The sequence below is a fragment of the Arthrobacter sp. AOP36-A1-22 genome, assembly GCF_052377615.1.
In the GTDB taxonomy this organism is placed as follows: Bacteria; Actinomycetota; Actinomycetes; order Actinomycetales; family Micrococcaceae; genus Arthrobacter_H.
The window spans coordinates 106,769-122,331 of record NZ_JBQSWX010000009.1; the positions used below are offsets into that span (position 1 = coordinate 106,769).

The following is a 15,563-nucleotide window of genomic DNA, read 5'->3' on the forward strand; positions in this document are numbered from 1 at the left end:
ACGACCATGTCTGTCGGCGGCCGGATCACCCGGCCGCCGACATCACGTTAAGGACCCCGATGGATCAGGACCCCGCAGCACGCACCGAGCATGAGGCCCCGGCGCCCCCGCCGAAGGGTGCCAGCGGCCGGTTGATCGCGCTCTCGCTGGGCATCGCCGTCCTCGGGGCCGGCCTGGACCAGCTGACGAAGGCCCTGGTGCAGGCCAGGATGGAACTGGGCGAAACGATCGACGTGATCGGATCGGCCCTGCAATGGCATTACATCCTGAACTCCGGGGCCGCCTTCTCCATCGGTACCTCGGTGACCTGGATCTTCACCATCATCATGGCCGTCGTCGTGGTCTACGTCCTGACGCTGCTGCGCAAGGTGAGCTCGGGATGGTGGGCCGTGGCCCTGGGAGGCTTGCTGGCCGGTGCCAGCGGCAACCTCATCGACCGGCTGTTCCGTGAGCCCTCGTTCGGCATGGGCCACGTCGTGGACTTCATCGCCGTCCCGCACTTTGCGATCTTCAACGTGGCCGACTCCTTCGTGGTGTGTTCCATGATCGGCATCTGCCTGCTGCTCTTCCGGGGCATCGGACTGGACGGCCTGCCGGTGCCCGAGAAGACCACCCGGAAGAGCGGGAAAGCCGACGAATCGTGAGCCCGACCATCTTCGCCGTCGGGCCCGAGGAAGCAGGCCAGCGCGTCGACGCCCTGCTGGCCGCCCGACTGGAGACCACCCGCAGCGTGGCTGCGCGCTGGTGCGCCGGGGGCCATGTGCTGCTCAACGGCAGCCAGGTCGCCAAATCCCGCAAGGTGGCCGACGGCGACGTCGTCAGCGTCGATCCGCCCCCGGAAACAGACCCGTTGGAAGTGAGGGCCGAATACGTGGAAGCCATGAAGATCCTGGCCGAGGACGACGACTACGTGGTCATCGACAAACCCGTCGGGGTGGCCGCCCATCCTTCCCCCGGGTGGGTGGGGCCCACGGTCGTCGGCGCGTTACTCGCCGCCGGCTACCGCATCTCCACCTCCGGGGCCCCCGAACGCCAGGGCATCGTGCACCGGCTGGACGTGGGGACTTCCGGGGCGATGGTCGTGGCCAAGACCGAGCGGGCCTACACGGCACTCAAACGTGCCTTCAAGGAACGCACCCCCTCCAAGACGTACCACGCCCTCGTCCAGGGGCTGCCCGACCCGTTGTCCGGGACCATCGATGCACCCATCGGCCGGCATCCGGGACATGACTGGAGGTTCGCGGTCCTCGAAGGCGGACGCGATTCGGTCACCCACTACGAGGTCCTGGAGGCCTTCGGTCGGGCCAGCCTGGTGAAGGTGCAGCTGGAGACCGGACGCACGCACCAGATCCGGGTGCACTTCTCGGCCCTGCGCCATCCCTGCGCGGGAGACCAGACCTACGGGGCCGACCCGCGGTTGGCGGCCGACCTCGGACTGACCCGGCAGTGGCTGCACGCCTACCAGCTGGGGTTCCCGCATCCGGTCACGGGGGAGTGGGTCGAGGTCGAGAGCAGCTACCCGCAGGACCTCTCCCACGCCCTGGAGATCCTCCGCGACGGGGACCTGGGCTACTGAGCCCCCGCCGCGTCGACCTCCACGGACCCGGGGCCGCCCGGCCCCCGACCGGGACACGCCTGCCGCCGCGCGGGGAAGTTCGGAAGGGTCGCCTCCGGGCCTAGAATGGATCGGTGGCCAGCTCAAACCGGGACGGATTCGTCCACCTTCATACGCATACCGAATACTCGATGCTCGACGGCGCCGCGCGCCTGACCGACCTCTTCGAGGAGACCAAGCGCCTGGGCATGCCGGCCCTGGCCACGACCGACCACGGCTATCTGTTCGGGGCCTTCGACTTCTGGAACAAGGCGACCAGTGCGGGGGTCAAACCCATCATCGGGGTCGAGGCCTACGTCACCCCCGGAACCTCCCGCAAGGACAAGACCCGGGTGCGCTGGGGCGAGGCCCATCAGAAGCGGGACGACGTCTCCGGCGGTGGCGCCTACACCCATATGACGTTGCTCAGCCGCAACAACGAAGGCATGCGCAACCTCTTCAGGGCCTCGTCGATCGGATCGTTGGACTCGGTGTTCGGCAAGTGGCCGCGGCTGGACCGCGAACTGCTCGAGCAGTACAGCTCAGGGCTCATCGCCACCACCGGCTGCCCCTCGAGCGAGATCCAGACCCGCCTGCGGTTGGGCCAGTACGAGGAGGCCAAGCAGGCCGCCGGTGAATACCAGGACCTCTTCGGCAAGGAGAACTACTACTGCGAGCTGATGGACCACGGGCTGGACATCGAGCGCCGGGTCACCAAGGATCTGCTGCGGCTGGCCAAGGAACTGAAGCTGCCGCTGGTGGCGACCAACGACCTGCATTACACGCACGAACGCGATGCCAAGGCCCATGAGGCCCTGTTGGCCCTGCAGTCGGGCTCCACGCTGCTGGAACCGACCTATGACCAGGGGGGATCACGCTTCGCGTTCTCGGGAACCAGTTTCTACCTGAAGTCGCCGCAGGAGATGCGCGCGCTCTTCGCCGAGTTCCCCGAGGCCTGCGACAACACCCTGGAGATCGCCGAACGGTGTGAGGTCTCCTTCAACACCGACGCGAACTACATGCCCAAGTTCCCCTGCCCGCCGGGGGAGGACGAAACCAGCTGGCTGGTCAAGGAAGTCGAATCCGGCATGCGGTACCGCTACCCCCAAGGCGTCCCCGAGGCCTCGCGCCGGCAGGCCGACTACGAGCTGGACATTATCACCAAGATGGGCTTCCCCGGCTACTTCCTCGTCGTGGCGGATTTCATCAACTGGTCCAAGGACAACGGCATCCGGGTCGGCCCCGGACGTGGTTCCGGCGCCGGCTCCATGGTGGCGTACGCCATGCGCATCACCGACCTGGACCCGCTGCAGCACGGGTTGATCTTCGAACGCTTCCTCAACCCGGAGCGCGTGTCCATGCCCGACTTCGACGTCGACTTCGATGATCGTCGCCGCGGCGAGGTCATCAACTACGTGACCGAGAAGTACGGCGACGAGCGCGTGTCGATGATCGTGACCTACGGCTCGATCAAGACCAAGCAGGCCCTGAAGGACTCGGCCCGGGTCATGGGCCACCCCTTCAGCATGGGCGAGACGCTGACCAAGGCCCTGCCGCCGGCCGTCATGGCCAAGGACATCCCGCTGGCCGACATCGAGGACAAATCCGCCCAGCGCTACTCCGAAGCAGCGGATTTCCGCCAGATGCTGGCCGCCGATCCGGAGGCCGCCAAGGTCTTCGAAACGGCGAAGGGCATCGAAGGGCTGAAGCGCCAGTGGGGCGTCCACGCGGCGGGGGTGATCATGTCCTCGGACCCGATCATCGACGTCGTGCCGATCATGCGCCGTTTCCAGGACGGGCAGGTCATCACGCAGTTCGACTACCCCACCTGTGAAACTCTCGGGCTGATCAAGATGGACTTTTTGGGGTTGCGGAACCTGACGATCATTTCCGACGCGATCGAGAACATCAAGATCAACCGCGGGATTGACCTGGACCTCGAACAACTCGAGGTGGACGACCGGGCCGCCTACGAACTGCTGGCCCGCGGGGACACCCTGGGGGTCTTCCAGCTCGACGGCGGACCCATGAGGTCGCTGCTGCGTCTGATGCGCCCCGACAACTTCGAAGACATTTCCGCCGTCATCGCGCTCTATCGTCCGGGCCCGATGGGCGCGAACTCGCACAACAACTATGCGCTGCGCAAGAACGGCCTGCAGGAGATCACCCCGATCCACCCCGAACTCGAGGAACCGTTGCAGGAGATCCTCGACAAGACCTACGGCCTGATCGTGTACCAGGAGCAGGTCATGGCCATCGCGCAGAAGGTCGCCGGGTTCTCGCTGGGCCAGGCGGACATCCTGCGCCGGGCCATGGGCAAGAAGAAGAAGGCCGAACTGGATAAGCAGTACGCCGGCTTCCACCAGGGCATGCTGGACAGCGGGTTCTCCGAGGCCGCCATCAAGGCCCTGTGGGAGATCCTGCTGCCCTTCTCCGACTACGCGTTCAACAAGGCCCACTCGGCGGCCTACGGCCTGGTCTCCTACTGGACCGCCTACCTCAAGGCCCATTATCCGGCCGAATACATGGCGGCCCTGTTGACCAGCGTCGGCGACGACAAGGACAAATCGGCGCTCTACCTCAACGAATGCCGCCATATGGGCATCACCGTGTTGCCCCCCGACGTGAATGAATCACAGCTGAACTTCACCCCGGTGGATACCGACATCCGTTTCGGCATGGGAGCCATCCGCAACGTCGGCTCCAACGTGGTCAACGCGCTGGTGGAGGCACGCCAGGAGAAGGGCGCCTTCGAGACGTTCACCGACTTCCTGCAGAAGGTTCCCGCGGTGGTGTGCAATAAGCGCACCATCGAATCGCTGGTGAAGGCGGGCGCCTATGATTCGATGGGCCACCCACGGCGGGCCCTGGCCATGATCCATGAGGAGGCCGTCGACTCGGTCATCGTGCTCAAACGCAACGAGGCCGCCAACCAGTTCGACCTCTTCAGCGCCCTGGACGATCCGTCCGCCGGCTCCGGGCTGGCCATCGACGTCCCGGATCTGCCCGAATGGGAGAAGAAGGACAAGCTTTCCTTCGAACGCGACATGCTCGGGCTCTACGTGTCGGACCACCCCCTGCAGGGCCTGGGCAACCTGTTGGAACAGCATGCCGACCTCTCCATCACCCAGGTGCTCTCCGAGGACGGGCCGCGCGACGGGCAGATCGTCACGATTTCCGGGATGATCACCTCGCTGCAACGGCGCATTGCCAAGAACAGCGGGAACCCGTACGCCCGGTCGGAAATCGAGGACCTCGGCGGCTCCATGGAGGTCATGTTCTTCGGTCAGGCCTACGGGCCGATCGCCAGCGTGCTGGCCGAGGACCTGATCGTCGTGGTCCGCGGTCGACTGCAACGGCGCGACGACGGGGCGGTGTCCTTGAACGCCCAGGAACTGACCATCCCCGAGATCAGCGAGGACGGGCTGGCCGGGCCGGTGGTCATTTCGATGCCCAGCCACAAGGCCAACGAGGCGGTGGTCACACAGCTCGGTGAGGTCCTGCGCACCCACCAGGGCAACACCGAGGTGCGGGTGAAGCTAGCCGGCACCCGCAGCGTGGAACTGATGCGCCTGGGCATCGACTTCCGGGTCAACCCCAACCCAGCACTGTTCGGGGACCTCAAGGTGTTGTTGGGCCCCACCTGCCTGGACATCTAGCGTCGCCGGTCCGCCGTAGCACTCGGCGGGCCGGGGCCCGAGGCCGTAAACTGGTGCGGTGACGAATTCAACCCAGACCCCCGGATCCCTCCCCGTCCTGCGGACCATCGACCTGCGGGGGACCGCGCTGGACCATGCGGGCCTGAAGGCCGCCCTGCCCCGGCCGGAGAACGACTTCGACTCGGCCTCCGACGCCGTCGCGCAGATCATCGCCGAGGTCCGGACCGGAGGCTACGCGACGTTGGCGGAACTGGCCCGACGCTTCGACCACGTGGAGCAAAGCAGCACCGTGGTCCCCGCCGAGGCCCGTCGCCGTGCCTTGGACGAACTCGATCCTGCCGTCAGGGACGCGCTGGAGGAGTCCATCCGCCGGGCCCGCCTGTTCGCCGCCGCCCAGCGCCCGGCCCCCGCCACGGTGGACTTCGGCCAGGGAGCCACCGTGACCCAGCGCTGGGAACCGGTACGCCGGGTGGGGCTGTACGTCCCCGGCGGGCTGGCCGTCTACCCGAGTTCGGTGGTCATGAATGTCGTCCCGGCACAGGCCGCCGGGGTGGGGTCCATCGCCCTGGCCTCGCCTCCGCAACAGGAATTCGGCGGGCTGCCCCACCCCACGATCCTCGCGGCCGCGGAACTGCTGGGCATCACCGAGATCCATGCCATCGGAGGCGCGCAGGCCATTGCCGCCTTCGCCTACGGGGTCGACGCCGATACCGCGTCCACGCCGACAGAGGGCATCGAGCCCGTCGATGTCATCACCGGGCCGGGAAACGTCTTCGTGGCCACCGCAAAACGTCTGGTCAAGGGGGTCGTGGGAATCGACGCGGAGGCCGGTCCCACCGAAATCGCGATCCTGGCCGACGCCGGCGCCACCGCCCGGTACGTGGCCGCCGACCTGATCAGCCAGGCCGAACATGATCCCAACGCGGCGGCGGTGCTGGTCACCGATTCCACCGAGCTCGTAGTGGCCGTCCGGCAGGAGCTGGACGGGCAGATCGCCGCAACGAAGCACGTCGAACGGGTGCGGACCGCACTGGCGGGTCGCCAATCGGCCGTCATCCTGGTCGACGACCTCGCCGCGGGGCTGCGCGTCTGCAACACCTATGCCGCCGAACACCTGGAGATCCTCACCGCCGATGCCGCCGCGGTGGCCGCACGGGTGACAGCGGCCGGAGCCGTCTTCGTCGGGGAACACAGCCCGGTGAGCCTGGGGGACTACAGCGCCGGCTCCAACCATGTCCTGCCCACCAGCGGAACCGCTGCCTTTGCCTCGGGGCTGAACGTGCTGACGTTCCTGAAGGCCATCCAGGTCATCGACTACCCCTCTGCGGCGCTGCGTGAGGTCGGTAATCATGTCGTGGCGTTGGCCCGGGCCGAGGACCTCCCGGCGCACGGCGACGCGGTCAGCCATCGCATCGGGGGTCACTAGGGACGACGGCAGCACCGGCCCCGGGTCCCGGGGCGGGGCCTACACAGGGCGTCCTGGTGGCCTTCGACACGTCGAGGGGCTCCGAACATGACATGATGGTGCTGCCGTGACCATGTCCTTGATCACGTAGCCGGGTCCGAAGTCCGGCCTATGACCCCAGGAAAGGTGGAGTGGATGCGTTGCCCATTTTGCAGGAACTCCGACTCCCGGGTCGTTGACAGCCGGCTGACCGAAGACGGTTCGTCCATCCGCCGGCGTCGTCTCTGCAGCTCTTGCGAACGACGGTTCACGACCTTGGAAACGACGAGCCTGAATGTCGTCAAGCGATCCGGCGTCGCCGAACCCTTCGATCGCGCCAAAGTCATCTCCGGGGTGGGCAAGGCGTGCCAGGGCCGGCCGGTCACCGATGACGACCTGGCGCTGCTTGCCCAGGAAGTCGAAGAAAGCGTCAGGGCCTCGGGCGCCGCGGAGATCAACGCCAACGAGGTCGGATTGGCGATCCTGGGCCCGCTACAGAAGCTGGACCAGGTCGCCTACCTGCGGTTCGCCAGCGTCTACCAGGGCTTCGAGTCGCTCGAGGATTTCGAAAGCGCGATCGCCAAGCTGCGCAGTGAAGGCCAGCCGCGCCCCGACGCCGCCCATCAGCGTCCCCTGACCGCCGAATAAGGAACCGCAGGGTCCCGGACCCGACGGCTTCCCGCCGCCGCATCCGGCCCTGCCGGCCGGCAGGCTAGTCGTGGAGGCCGTGGTGGATGGCCGACTGCAGTGCACCACCGACAATGCCGGCATTGTTCTTCAGATGTGCCGGTTCGATCGGGGTGCGGAGCTTGAGCTGGGGCAGGAAGTCCTCCGAACGCTTGGAGATCCCGCCGCCCACCACGAAGAGCCGCGGGGAAAAGAGGAACTCCACGTGGGAGAAGTAGCGCTGAAGCCGCACCGCGTAGTCCTCCCAGGACAAGCCATCGCGTTCGCGGGCCGAGGCGGAGGCCTGGGTTTCGGCGTCGTACCCGTCGATTTCCAGGTGCCCGAGTTCCAGGTTCGGGACCAGGACGCCGTTGTGGACCAGCCCCGATCCGATGCCGGTGCCGAGCGTGATGAGCATGACGGAGCCCTTGACCCCGGCCCCGGCCCCGTACCTGGCTTCGGCCAGTCCCGCGGCGTCGGCGTCGTTCATGACCTGGACGGGGCGTTGGAGCACGTCGGTGAAGAGCGTGTCGACATCCGTGTCGATCCAGGATTTGTCGACGTTGGCTGCCGAGAGCGCCACGCCTTCGTGGATGATCGCCGGGAAGGTGATGCCCACCGGGGCGTCTGTGGCCGGGGCCTTGTCCCGGGTGCCGAGTTCCTCGAGGATCTGCCGGACGACCTCGGCCACGGCCTGCGGGGTGGAGGGGGTCGGGGTATCGATGCGGTACCGCGAGCCGAGCAGCTTGCCCTTCTTCAGGTCGACGATGCCGCCTTTGATCCCTGTGCCGCCGATATCCACGCCGATGGCAGTGGAAACCGTGTTCTTCTTGCTTTTCTCGTCCTTCGACATGGTGCTCCTCAGCGGGGGATGGGAGGGCCGGGTCAGGCCACGGTCAGGATTTCGGCGCCCTGGTCGGTGACCAGGAGGGTGTGCTCGAACTGGGCGGTGCGTTTGCGGTCGCGCGTCACGGCCGTCCAGCCGTCGTCCCACATGTCCCAGTCGACCTTCCCGAGCGTGAGCATCGGTTCGATGGTGAAGACCATCCCGGATTCGATGAGTCGTGAGTAGGCAGGCGCTGCGTCGTAGTGCGGGATGATCAGACCGGTGTGGAAGGCCTCGCCGACGCCGTGGCCGGTGAAATCGCGGACGACGCCGTAGCCGAAGCGCTTCGCGTAGGCGGAAATCGTCCGGCCGATGACATTGATCTCGCGTCCTGGCATGACGGCCTTGATCGCCCGACGCAGGGACTCCTCGGTCCGTTCGACCAGCAGACGGGAATCCTCGTCGACGTCCCCGGCCAGGAAGGTGGCGTTCGTGTCGCCATGGACGCCGTTGATGTAGGCGGTGATGTCGATGTTCACGATGTCCCCGTCCTGCACCACGGTGGTGTCGGGGATGCCGTGGCAGATGACTTCGTTGATCGAGGAGCACAGGGACTTGCTGAAGCCGCGGTAGCCCAACGTGGAGGGGTAGGCCCCGTGGCTGATCAGGTAGTCGTGGCCGACCCGGTCCAGCTCGTCGGTGGTGACGCCGGGGACGACGGCCTGCCCGACCAGTTGCAGGGCCTCCGCCGCGATCTTCGAGGCGTGGCGGATCCGTTCAACGGTCTCGGGGGACTTCACCTCGGAACCCTCGAATTTCGCCGGGGCCGGCTTGCCGACATATTCGGGACGGGTGATCGAGGCCGGAACATGACGCTGCGGCGTCGGGGTTCCGGGGACGAGGTTTCCAAGGGGGGCTGTGGACGTACGTGGCATGTTCTTGATCCTATCGCCATCTTCGCCGCCCGGAGTATGGTGGGCTCCCCAGCTGAGCCCGACCCTGCGTCGGGGAACCGAAAGAAAGAGGTACGGCATGAGCGATGGCAGTGGAACCCCGGGCGGCAACTTCTGGTTCAACGTCAACACCAAGCAGGTCGAATCAGGCCCGCAGTCGGACTGGTCGCAACTCCTGGGCCCGTACGACACCCGCGAGGAGGCCCAGGGCGCGCTGTCCCAGGTGGCCCGGAACAACGAGGCCTGGGACGACGACGAGGACTAGCTAGAAGCCGTGTTCCTCGGCGGGGAAGGTCCCCTCGACGACGTCCCGGTGGTAGGCGGCGGCCGCATCGCCCATGACCTGGCGCAGATCGGCATATTTCTTCACGAAGCGCGGCAGCTTGCCCGGGTTCAGGCCCAGCATGTCCTGCCAGACCAGGACCTGGCCGGTGGTCCCGGCCCCGGCCCCGATGCCGATCGTGGGCACCGACACGGCCGCGTCGACGGTCGCTGCGACGTCGGCGGGGACCATCTCCATCAGGACGCAGAACGCCCCGGCTTCCTGGAGTGCGGTGGCATCGTCGATGAGCTGCTGGGCGGCATCACCGCGCCCCTGGACCTTATAGCCGCCGAGGGCGTGTTCGGCCTGCGGGGTGAACCCGATATGGGCCATGACCGGGATGCCGGCGTCGACCACCGCACGGACGTGTTCGGCCCGGCGGGCGGTGCCCTCCATCTTCACTGCATGGATGCCCGTTTCCTTCATCAGCCGGACCGACGATTCGACGGCGAGCTGCGGGGAGGCCTCGAAGCTGCCGAAGGGTAGATCGCAGACGACCAGGCTGCGCCGGGCCCCGGCGGTCACGGAGCGGGCGAAGACGGTCATCTCGTCCAAGGTGATGGGCAGGGTGGTCGAATAGCCCATGACGTTGTTCGCCGCGGAGTCACCCACGAGCAGCACCTCGATGCCCGACTCGTCGAAGATCGATGCGGCGTACTGGTCGTAGGCGGTCAGCATGGCGAAGCGGCGGCCTTCGGCCTTGGCGCGGGCCAGGTGGCCGATGCGGACCCTGCCGCCGGCCGGGGGCGGGGTAGTGGACTGACCGGAGTCGTAGGGGGAGGGTTGTTCGTGCGACATGTCCATCACGATACGTCACCGGTGGGCCGGGACACTGGGACGTACACGGATTCCGAGTAGTGTTGAGCGCGGTGGAACGGCCCGGAACCACCGCAGCATTCGCCGGATCAGACGAGGAGCGACGCATATGGACCGCCAGCAGGAATTGGTGCTCAGGACCATTGAGGAGCGCGACGTGCGCTTCGTACGCATGTGGTTCACCGACGTGGTCGGATCGCTGAAGTCGGTGGCGTTGGCCCCGGCCGAGGTGGAGGGCGCGTTCGAGGAGGGACTGGGGTTCGACGGTTCTTCCATCGAGGGCCTGTCGCGGATCTACGAATCAGACATGCTCGCCCAGCCGGATCCCTCGACGTTCCAGATCCTGCCCTGGCGCGGGGAGATCGAACCGACCTCACGCATGTTTTGCGACATCCTGACCCCGGAAGGTGAACCATCCCCGGCGGATCCCCGGCATGTGCTCAAACGCCAGTTGGCGGCCGCGGCGGACCAGGGGTTCACCTGCTACACCCACCCCGAGGTGGAGTTCTACCTGCTGAAGTCCGATGACCTGGGCGACAACGGTGAACCGATCCCCGTGGACTACGGCGGCTACTTCGATCACGTGACCGGTGGCGTCGGGCAGGATTTCCGTCGTCGTGCGGTGACCATGCTCGAGGCGGTGGGCATCTCCGTGGAGTTCAGCCACCACGAGACCGGTCCCGGCCAGAACGAGATCGATCTGCGCTATGCCGATGCGTTGCAGACCGCCGATAACATCATGACGTTCCGGACCGTCATCAAGGAGGTGGCGCTGCAGCAGGGGATCTACGCGACGTTCATGCCCAAACCCTTCTCCCGCCACCCCGGTTCCGGGATGCACACCCACTTTTCGCTGTTCGAAGGTGATTCGAACGCGTTCTTCGAAGCAGGGCAGGAATACCAGCTCTCGCAGACGGCCCGGCAGTTCATCGCCGGGATCCTTCACCATGCCCCCGAGTTCACCGCCATCACCAACCAGTTCGTGAACTCCTATAAGCGCCTCTGGGGCGGCGGAGAGGCACCGAGCCACCTGTCCTGGGGCCATAACAACCGCTCGGCCCTGGTCCGGGTGCCGTTGTACAAGCCGAATAAGGGCCAGTCGGCGCGGGTGGAATACCGGGGCATCGACTCCGCCGCCAACCCGTATCTGGCCTATGCCGTCATCCTCGGCGCCGGGCTGAAGGGCATCGAAGAGGGCTACGAACTCGCTCCTGCGACCGACGACGACGTCTGGGGCCTCAGCGCCGCCGAACGCCGGGCGATGGGCCATGCCCCGCTGCCGGGATCGTTGCACGATGCCATCCGCAGCATGGAGGACTCCGAACTGGTCGCGGGCATCCTGGGTGAGCAGGTCTTCGACTCGTTCCTGCGCAATAAGCAGGATGAATGGAACGAGTACCGCCAATACGTCAGCCCCTTCGAGACCTCCCGCTACCTCGGCATCCTCTAGGCGGATTCCGTGAGCCTGACGCGACAGCTGATTTCCGCCGGGTTCGACGACGTCGAGCGGGCCAAGCGGTTCCTCGGGGACGAGATCCTCGCGGGAGCCGATGAAGCCGCGCTCTTGGCCGGTCTGCGGGCGGCCGCGGATCCGGACCAGGCCCTGTTGCTGGTCCTGCGTCTGGCCGAGCGGGCCCCGGGGATCCTGGACCGGCTCCACGACGTCGACGCCGCGATCCCGGTATTGCGCCTGTTGGGGGCGTCGGAGGCCCTCGGGGATTTCCTGGTCAGGCATCCGGAACAACTCCGAATCTTCGCCCAAGAGGAGGGGCCCGGCGACGAGGCCCCCGACCCCGGGGCCTTCGCCGGGGCATCCGACGATGACACCCGCCCGGAGGCCCCCGGGCTGGATCCCTCCAGCGGGCCGGACGTCTCCGACGGGGACGAGGAATCCGGCACCCCCACGGAGAACTCCGATACCGCCGTCGTTGCCGGGGCGCCCGAGGGGTGGCGTCAGGTGCCGTACCGCACGTTGCGCCAGCGCATGCTGCGCGCGGTGGGAGCCGATCCCGACGACGAGCTGCCGGTGGCCACCCACGAGGGCAAGGACGGCTATGCCCTCCTGCGCGTGGCCTATCGGGCGGGACTGGCCCAACTGGCGTTGCGTGATGTCGGGGCCGAAGACCCTTCGGCCGTCATGCCGGCCGTGGCCGCCGAACTCGCCGACCTGGCAGGGGCCGCCGTCGACGGGGCCCTGGCCATCGCCCGGCTCGAAGCCGCCGAACGGTTCGCCGCCGACGCGGTGGCCGCCGTGCATCTGGCCGTCATCGGGATGGGCAAATGCGGGGCCTGGGAGCTGAACTACATTTCCGATGTGGACGTCATCTACGTCCACGAGGCGGAGGACCTGGACGACGACCGTGCGGCCGAGATCGCCGCGACCCTGGCCATCGGGATCTCCCGGGCCATCAACTCCCCGGGCCCCGAGCCGTCGCTCTGGGAGGTCGATGCGAATCTACGGCCCGAAGGCAAGGACGGTGCCCTGTCCAGGACGTTGTCCTCGCATGTGGCCTACTACGACCGGTGGGCCAAGAGCTGGGAGTTCCAGGCCCTGTTGAAGGCGCGGTGCATCGCCGGAGACATCGAACTGGGGCGTCGCTACGAGGAAGCCGTCGCACCGATGATCTGGAACTGCTCGGAACGCGACGGATTCGTGGAATCGGTCCAGGGGATGCGCAAACGCGTGTTGGAGAACATCTCCCCCGATGAACGTTCCCGTCAGCTCAAGTTGGGCCCGGGGGGATTGCGCGATGTCGAATTCACCGTCCAGCTCCTGCAACTGGTGCACGGCCGGGTCGACGAGACCCTCCGGGTGAGGGATACGACGTCGGCCATCACCGCCTTGAGCGTGGGCGGGTACATCGGGCGCGCCGATGCGGCCGACTTCGACCAGGCCTACCGCTATCTGAGGGTGCTGGAGCACCGGCTCCAGTTGGTCAACATGCGTCGGACCCACCTCATGCCGGTCAAGGAGGAGGCACTGCGTGTCCTGTTCCGGGCCTCCGGGGGGAAAGCGGTCAGCGGTCGCAAACCCGCCGACGAACTGACCCGCCAATGGCAGAACACGAAGCGCTCGGTCCGGCGTCTGCACGAGTCGATCTTCTACCGGCCGCTGTTGGCCTCGGCGTCGAACCTGTCCACCGACGAGGTCAGGCTTTCGCCCACGGCCGCCCAGGCCCGGTTGGCTGCATTGGGGTATCTCGACCCGAAGGGGGCCATGCGCCATATCGAGGCGCTCACCACCGGGGTGCGTCGTCGTGCCGCCTTGCAGCGCCAGCTGCTGCCGGTCCTGCTCGAATGGTTGGCCGAGGGGGTGGACCCCGACGCGGGCCTGCTGGGCTTCCGTCGCTTGAGTGAGGCGTTGGGGGAGTCGCACTGGTACCTGGGCATGCTGCGCGATTCGAAGGCGGCCGCCGAACGGCTCTGCCATGTCTTGTCGGGTTCGCGTTTCATCACCGACCTGCTGGAGGTGTCCCCCGAATCGGCATCCTGGCTGGGGGACGACCGGGAATTGCGGCCACTGAGCTTCGACCAGTTGTGGCAGGAGAACAAATCCAAGCTCAAACGGCATGGCAACCCGGAATCGGCCATGCGCCTGGTGCGTCTGAACCGTCGGCGTGAGCTGTTGCGGATCGCCTTGGCCGATTCGGCGAACCTGCTGAGCATCGACGAGATCGGTTGGGCCCTGTCCGATGTGGACCGGGCAGCGGTCCTGGCCGCTTTGCGGGTGGCCGAAAGCCACGAGTTCGAGACCACCCGGCGGATGACCGACCTGCTGGTGGTGGCCATGGGCCGTCAGGGCGGCCGGGAGATCGGTTACGGGTCCGACGCCGATGTCATCTATGTCCACCGGCCGTTGGAGGGGGCAGATCCGCAGGAGGCGCAGCAGCAGGCACTGCGGGTCTTCGCCCATGTGGGAAAACTGCTCACCCAACCGCTGAAACCTGCGGTGCTCGCCGAACCCAAGCTGGTGGTCGACGCGGGTCTGCGCCCGGAGGGGAAGAACGGTCCACTGGCCCGGTCGCTGGAGTCCTTCCGCGGCTACTACGACCGCTGGGCCCTGGTATGGGAGCGTCAGGCGCTCCTGCGGGCCCGGCCGATGGCTGGTTCCGACAGCCTGGCCGCGGAATTCATGACCCTGGTCGACGGCGTCCGGTACGGCCGGGGCGCCACCCCGGACGAGGTGCGTGAGATTCGCAGGGTCAAGGCCCGGGTGGAAGCCGAACGGCTGCCGCGTGGCGCGGATTCGACCCGACACGTGAAGTTGGGACGTGGCGGCCTGAGCGACGTCGAGTGGCTCGTTCAACTCCTCCAGCTCGAACATGCCAAGGATCATCCCGAACTACGGACCACCTCCACCCGTGAGGCACTGGCCGCGTTGGCCGAGCTGGAGTTGTTGCCCCCGGGCGACGTCGAACTGCTGGATCGGGCGTGGTTGCTGGCCACCCAGATTCGGGGGGCCTCGGTGGCCTGTACCGGTCGTGCCTCGGATGTCCTCCCCCGGTCATGGCGGGACATGGAAGCCGTCGCTCGGTGGTGCGGTTATCCCGCGGGGAATGCCTCGGAGCTGGAAAACGACTACCGGCGGGTCACGCGCAGGGCCCGCAGCGTCTTCGAACGCCACTTCTACGGTTTCGAGGAAAACGGCCACGACTGACGTGGCCCCCCCGTCACGCGGGGTGACAATGGAAGGTAGGGGACCATGGTGGAGGCACCAATGCCGCCGGGTCCGGCTCCGGAACAACGAAAGTGGGAATCATGCATGTGAGCAAGGCCGATCTCGACGAACTCGTCGCGCTGCACCTGGAGAAGGCAAAGACCGCCCCGCATGGTCGCAGCGCCACGGCGGTGTTGAAAGACGGGAAGCTACGCCAGACATTGCTGGCGCTGGATGCCGGTTCCGAAATGGCTGACCACAGCAAGCCCGAATCGGCCACCCTGCTGGTCCTGCAGGGGACGGTCACGGTTCGTTGGGCCGAGGGCGAGCAGATCATCAACCACGGTGGGCTGTATGTGATCCCCGACGTCGTCCACAACGTCCTGGCTTCGGAGCCGTCAGCTTTCCTGCTGACCACGATCGCCGGCTAGCACGAGTCCGGCTCCTCGCCCCGGGCCGACGCGTGCCTCGGGTTATGGAGGGTCGGCTGTGGGGTAGGCCGCCGCTTCGGCTTCGGTTCAGTGGGCGCGGCGCGGTGTTTTCCCCGCGCCGACGGCCCACCGTTGGGCTCTCTTTCCCCTCACCGGCCCGCTTCCGGGTCGTGTTCTGCACACCCCGGTGGCTGT

Annotated in this window: 12 protein-coding genes; 9 read left to right on the plus strand and 3 right to left on the minus strand. The window is 66.9% G+C overall.

Annotation, left to right across the window (positions count from 1 at the left end; genetic code table 11):
• Nucleotides 1-59: 59 nt before the first annotated feature.
• The 5 genes from lspA (at nt 60) to nrdR (ending at nt 7,345) form a co-directional block, all read left to right on the plus strand.
• Entirely contained in the window at nt 60-644 is a 585-nt protein-coding gene (gene lspA, locus ACT3S2_RS07775) for a signal peptidase II (RefSeq protein ID WP_444554414.1), read from the plus strand.
• Entirely contained in the window at nt 641-1,576 is a 936-nt protein-coding gene (locus ACT3S2_RS07780) for an RluA family pseudouridine synthase (protein ID WP_444554415.1), read from the plus strand. The genes lspA and ACT3S2_RS07780 overlap by 4 nt, the downstream gene beginning before the upstream one ends.
• 113 nt (nt 1,577-1,689) lie before the next feature.
• Complete coding sequence (gene dnaE, locus ACT3S2_RS07785; protein ID WP_444554416.1) at nt 1,690-5,253, plus strand: DNA polymerase III subunit alpha; 3,564 nt, start codon at nt 1,690-1,692, stop codon at nt 5,251-5,253.
• A 58-nt stretch (nt 5,254-5,311) separates the two neighbouring features.
• Nucleotides 5,312-6,679: a histidinol dehydrogenase gene (hisD, locus tag ACT3S2_RS07790; RefSeq protein WP_444561498.1), complete on the plus strand. Its 1,368-nt coding sequence runs from the start codon at nt 5,312-5,314 to the stop codon at nt 6,677-6,679.
• Nucleotides 6,680-6,853: 174 nt separating this feature from the next.
• Entirely contained in the window at nt 6,854-7,345 is a 492-nt protein-coding gene (nrdR, locus tag ACT3S2_RS07795; protein ID WP_444554418.1) for a transcriptional regulator NrdR, read from the plus strand.
• Nucleotides 7,346-7,409: 64 nt separating this feature from the next.
• Here the strand turns inward: nrdR and ppgK are convergent, their stop codons facing one another.
• Both ppgK and map read right to left on the minus strand, forming a co-directional pair.
• Nucleotides 7,410-8,216 carry a polyphosphate--glucose phosphotransferase gene (gene ppgK, locus ACT3S2_RS07800; protein ID WP_444554419.1) on the minus strand — a complete coding sequence of 269 codons (807 nt, stop codon included), beginning with the start codon at nt 8,214-8,216 and terminating at the stop codon, nt 7,410-7,412.
• A gap of 32 nt (nt 8,217-8,248) precedes the next feature.
• Nucleotides 8,249-9,124, minus strand: a complete 876-nt coding sequence (gene map / locus ACT3S2_RS07805; RefSeq protein ID WP_444554420.1) for a type I methionyl aminopeptidase — start codon at nt 9,122-9,124, stop codon at nt 8,249-8,251.
• Nucleotides 9,125-9,221: 97 nt separating this feature from the next.
• Here map and ACT3S2_RS07810 point away from each other — a divergent pair, with 97 nt between their 5' ends.
• On the plus strand, nt 9,222-9,407 hold the full coding sequence (locus ACT3S2_RS07810; protein ID WP_444554421.1) for an SPOR domain-containing protein: 186 nt from the start codon (nt 9,222-9,224) through the stop codon (nt 9,405-9,407).
• Here ACT3S2_RS07810 and panB read toward each other — a convergent pair whose 3' ends face one another.
• Entirely contained in the window at nt 9,408-10,262 is an 855-nt protein-coding gene (gene panB, locus ACT3S2_RS07815) for a 3-methyl-2-oxobutanoate hydroxymethyltransferase (protein WP_444554422.1), read from the minus strand. It lies immediately after the preceding gene.
• Between the two features lie 127 nt (nt 10,263-10,389).
• On the opposite strand from panB, the gene glnA reads away from it, so the two are divergent.
• The 3 genes from glnA (at nt 10,390) to ACT3S2_RS07830 (ending at nt 15,368) form a co-directional block, all read left to right on the plus strand.
• Entirely contained in the window at nt 10,390-11,730 is a 1,341-nt protein-coding gene (glnA, locus tag ACT3S2_RS07820; protein WP_444554423.1) for a type I glutamate--ammonia ligase, read from the plus strand.
• A gap of 9 nt (nt 11,731-11,739) precedes the next feature.
• Nucleotides 11,740-14,937, plus strand: a complete 3,198-nt coding sequence (locus tag ACT3S2_RS07825; protein ID WP_444561499.1) for a bifunctional [glutamine synthetase] adenylyltransferase/[glutamine synthetase]-adenylyl-L-tyrosine phosphorylase — start codon at nt 11,740-11,742, stop codon at nt 14,935-14,937.
• A 101-nt stretch (nt 14,938-15,038) separates the two neighbouring features.
• Nucleotides 15,039-15,368 carry a cupin gene (locus ACT3S2_RS07830; protein WP_444554425.1) on the plus strand — a complete coding sequence of 110 codons (330 nt, stop codon included), beginning with the start codon at nt 15,039-15,041 and terminating at the stop codon, nt 15,366-15,368.
• The last annotated feature ends 195 nt before the right edge of the window (nt 15,369-15,563 follow it).

What these genes read in the sequence shown, in the direction of transcription:
- lspA (WP_444554414.1), top strand. Translation starts at nt 60, where the DNA reads ATGGATCAGGACCCCGCAGCACGCACCGAGCATGAGGCCCCGGCGCCC.
- ppgK (WP_444554419.1), bottom strand. Translation starts at nt 8,216, where the DNA reads ATGTCGAAGGACGAGAAAAGCAAGAAGAACACGGTTTCCACTGCCATC.
- nrdR (WP_444554418.1), top strand. Translation starts at nt 6,854, where the DNA reads ATGCGTTGCCCATTTTGCAGGAACTCCGACTCCCGGGTCGTTGACAGC.
- map (WP_444554420.1), bottom strand. Translation starts at nt 9,124, where the DNA reads ATGCCACGTACGTCCACAGCCCCCCTTGGAAACCTCGTCCCCGGAACC.
- ACT3S2_RS07810 (WP_444554421.1), top strand. Translation starts at nt 9,222, where the DNA reads ATGAGCGATGGCAGTGGAACCCCGGGCGGCAACTTCTGGTTCAACGTC.
- glnA (WP_444554423.1), top strand. Translation starts at nt 10,390, where the DNA reads ATGGACCGCCAGCAGGAATTGGTGCTCAGGACCATTGAGGAGCGCGAC.
- panB (WP_444554422.1), bottom strand. Translation starts at nt 10,262, where the DNA reads ATGTCGCACGAACAACCCTCCCCCTACGACTCCGGTCAGTCCACTACC.
- ACT3S2_RS07830 (WP_444554425.1), top strand. Translation starts at nt 15,039, where the DNA reads ATGCATGTGAGCAAGGCCGATCTCGACGAACTCGTCGCGCTGCACCTG.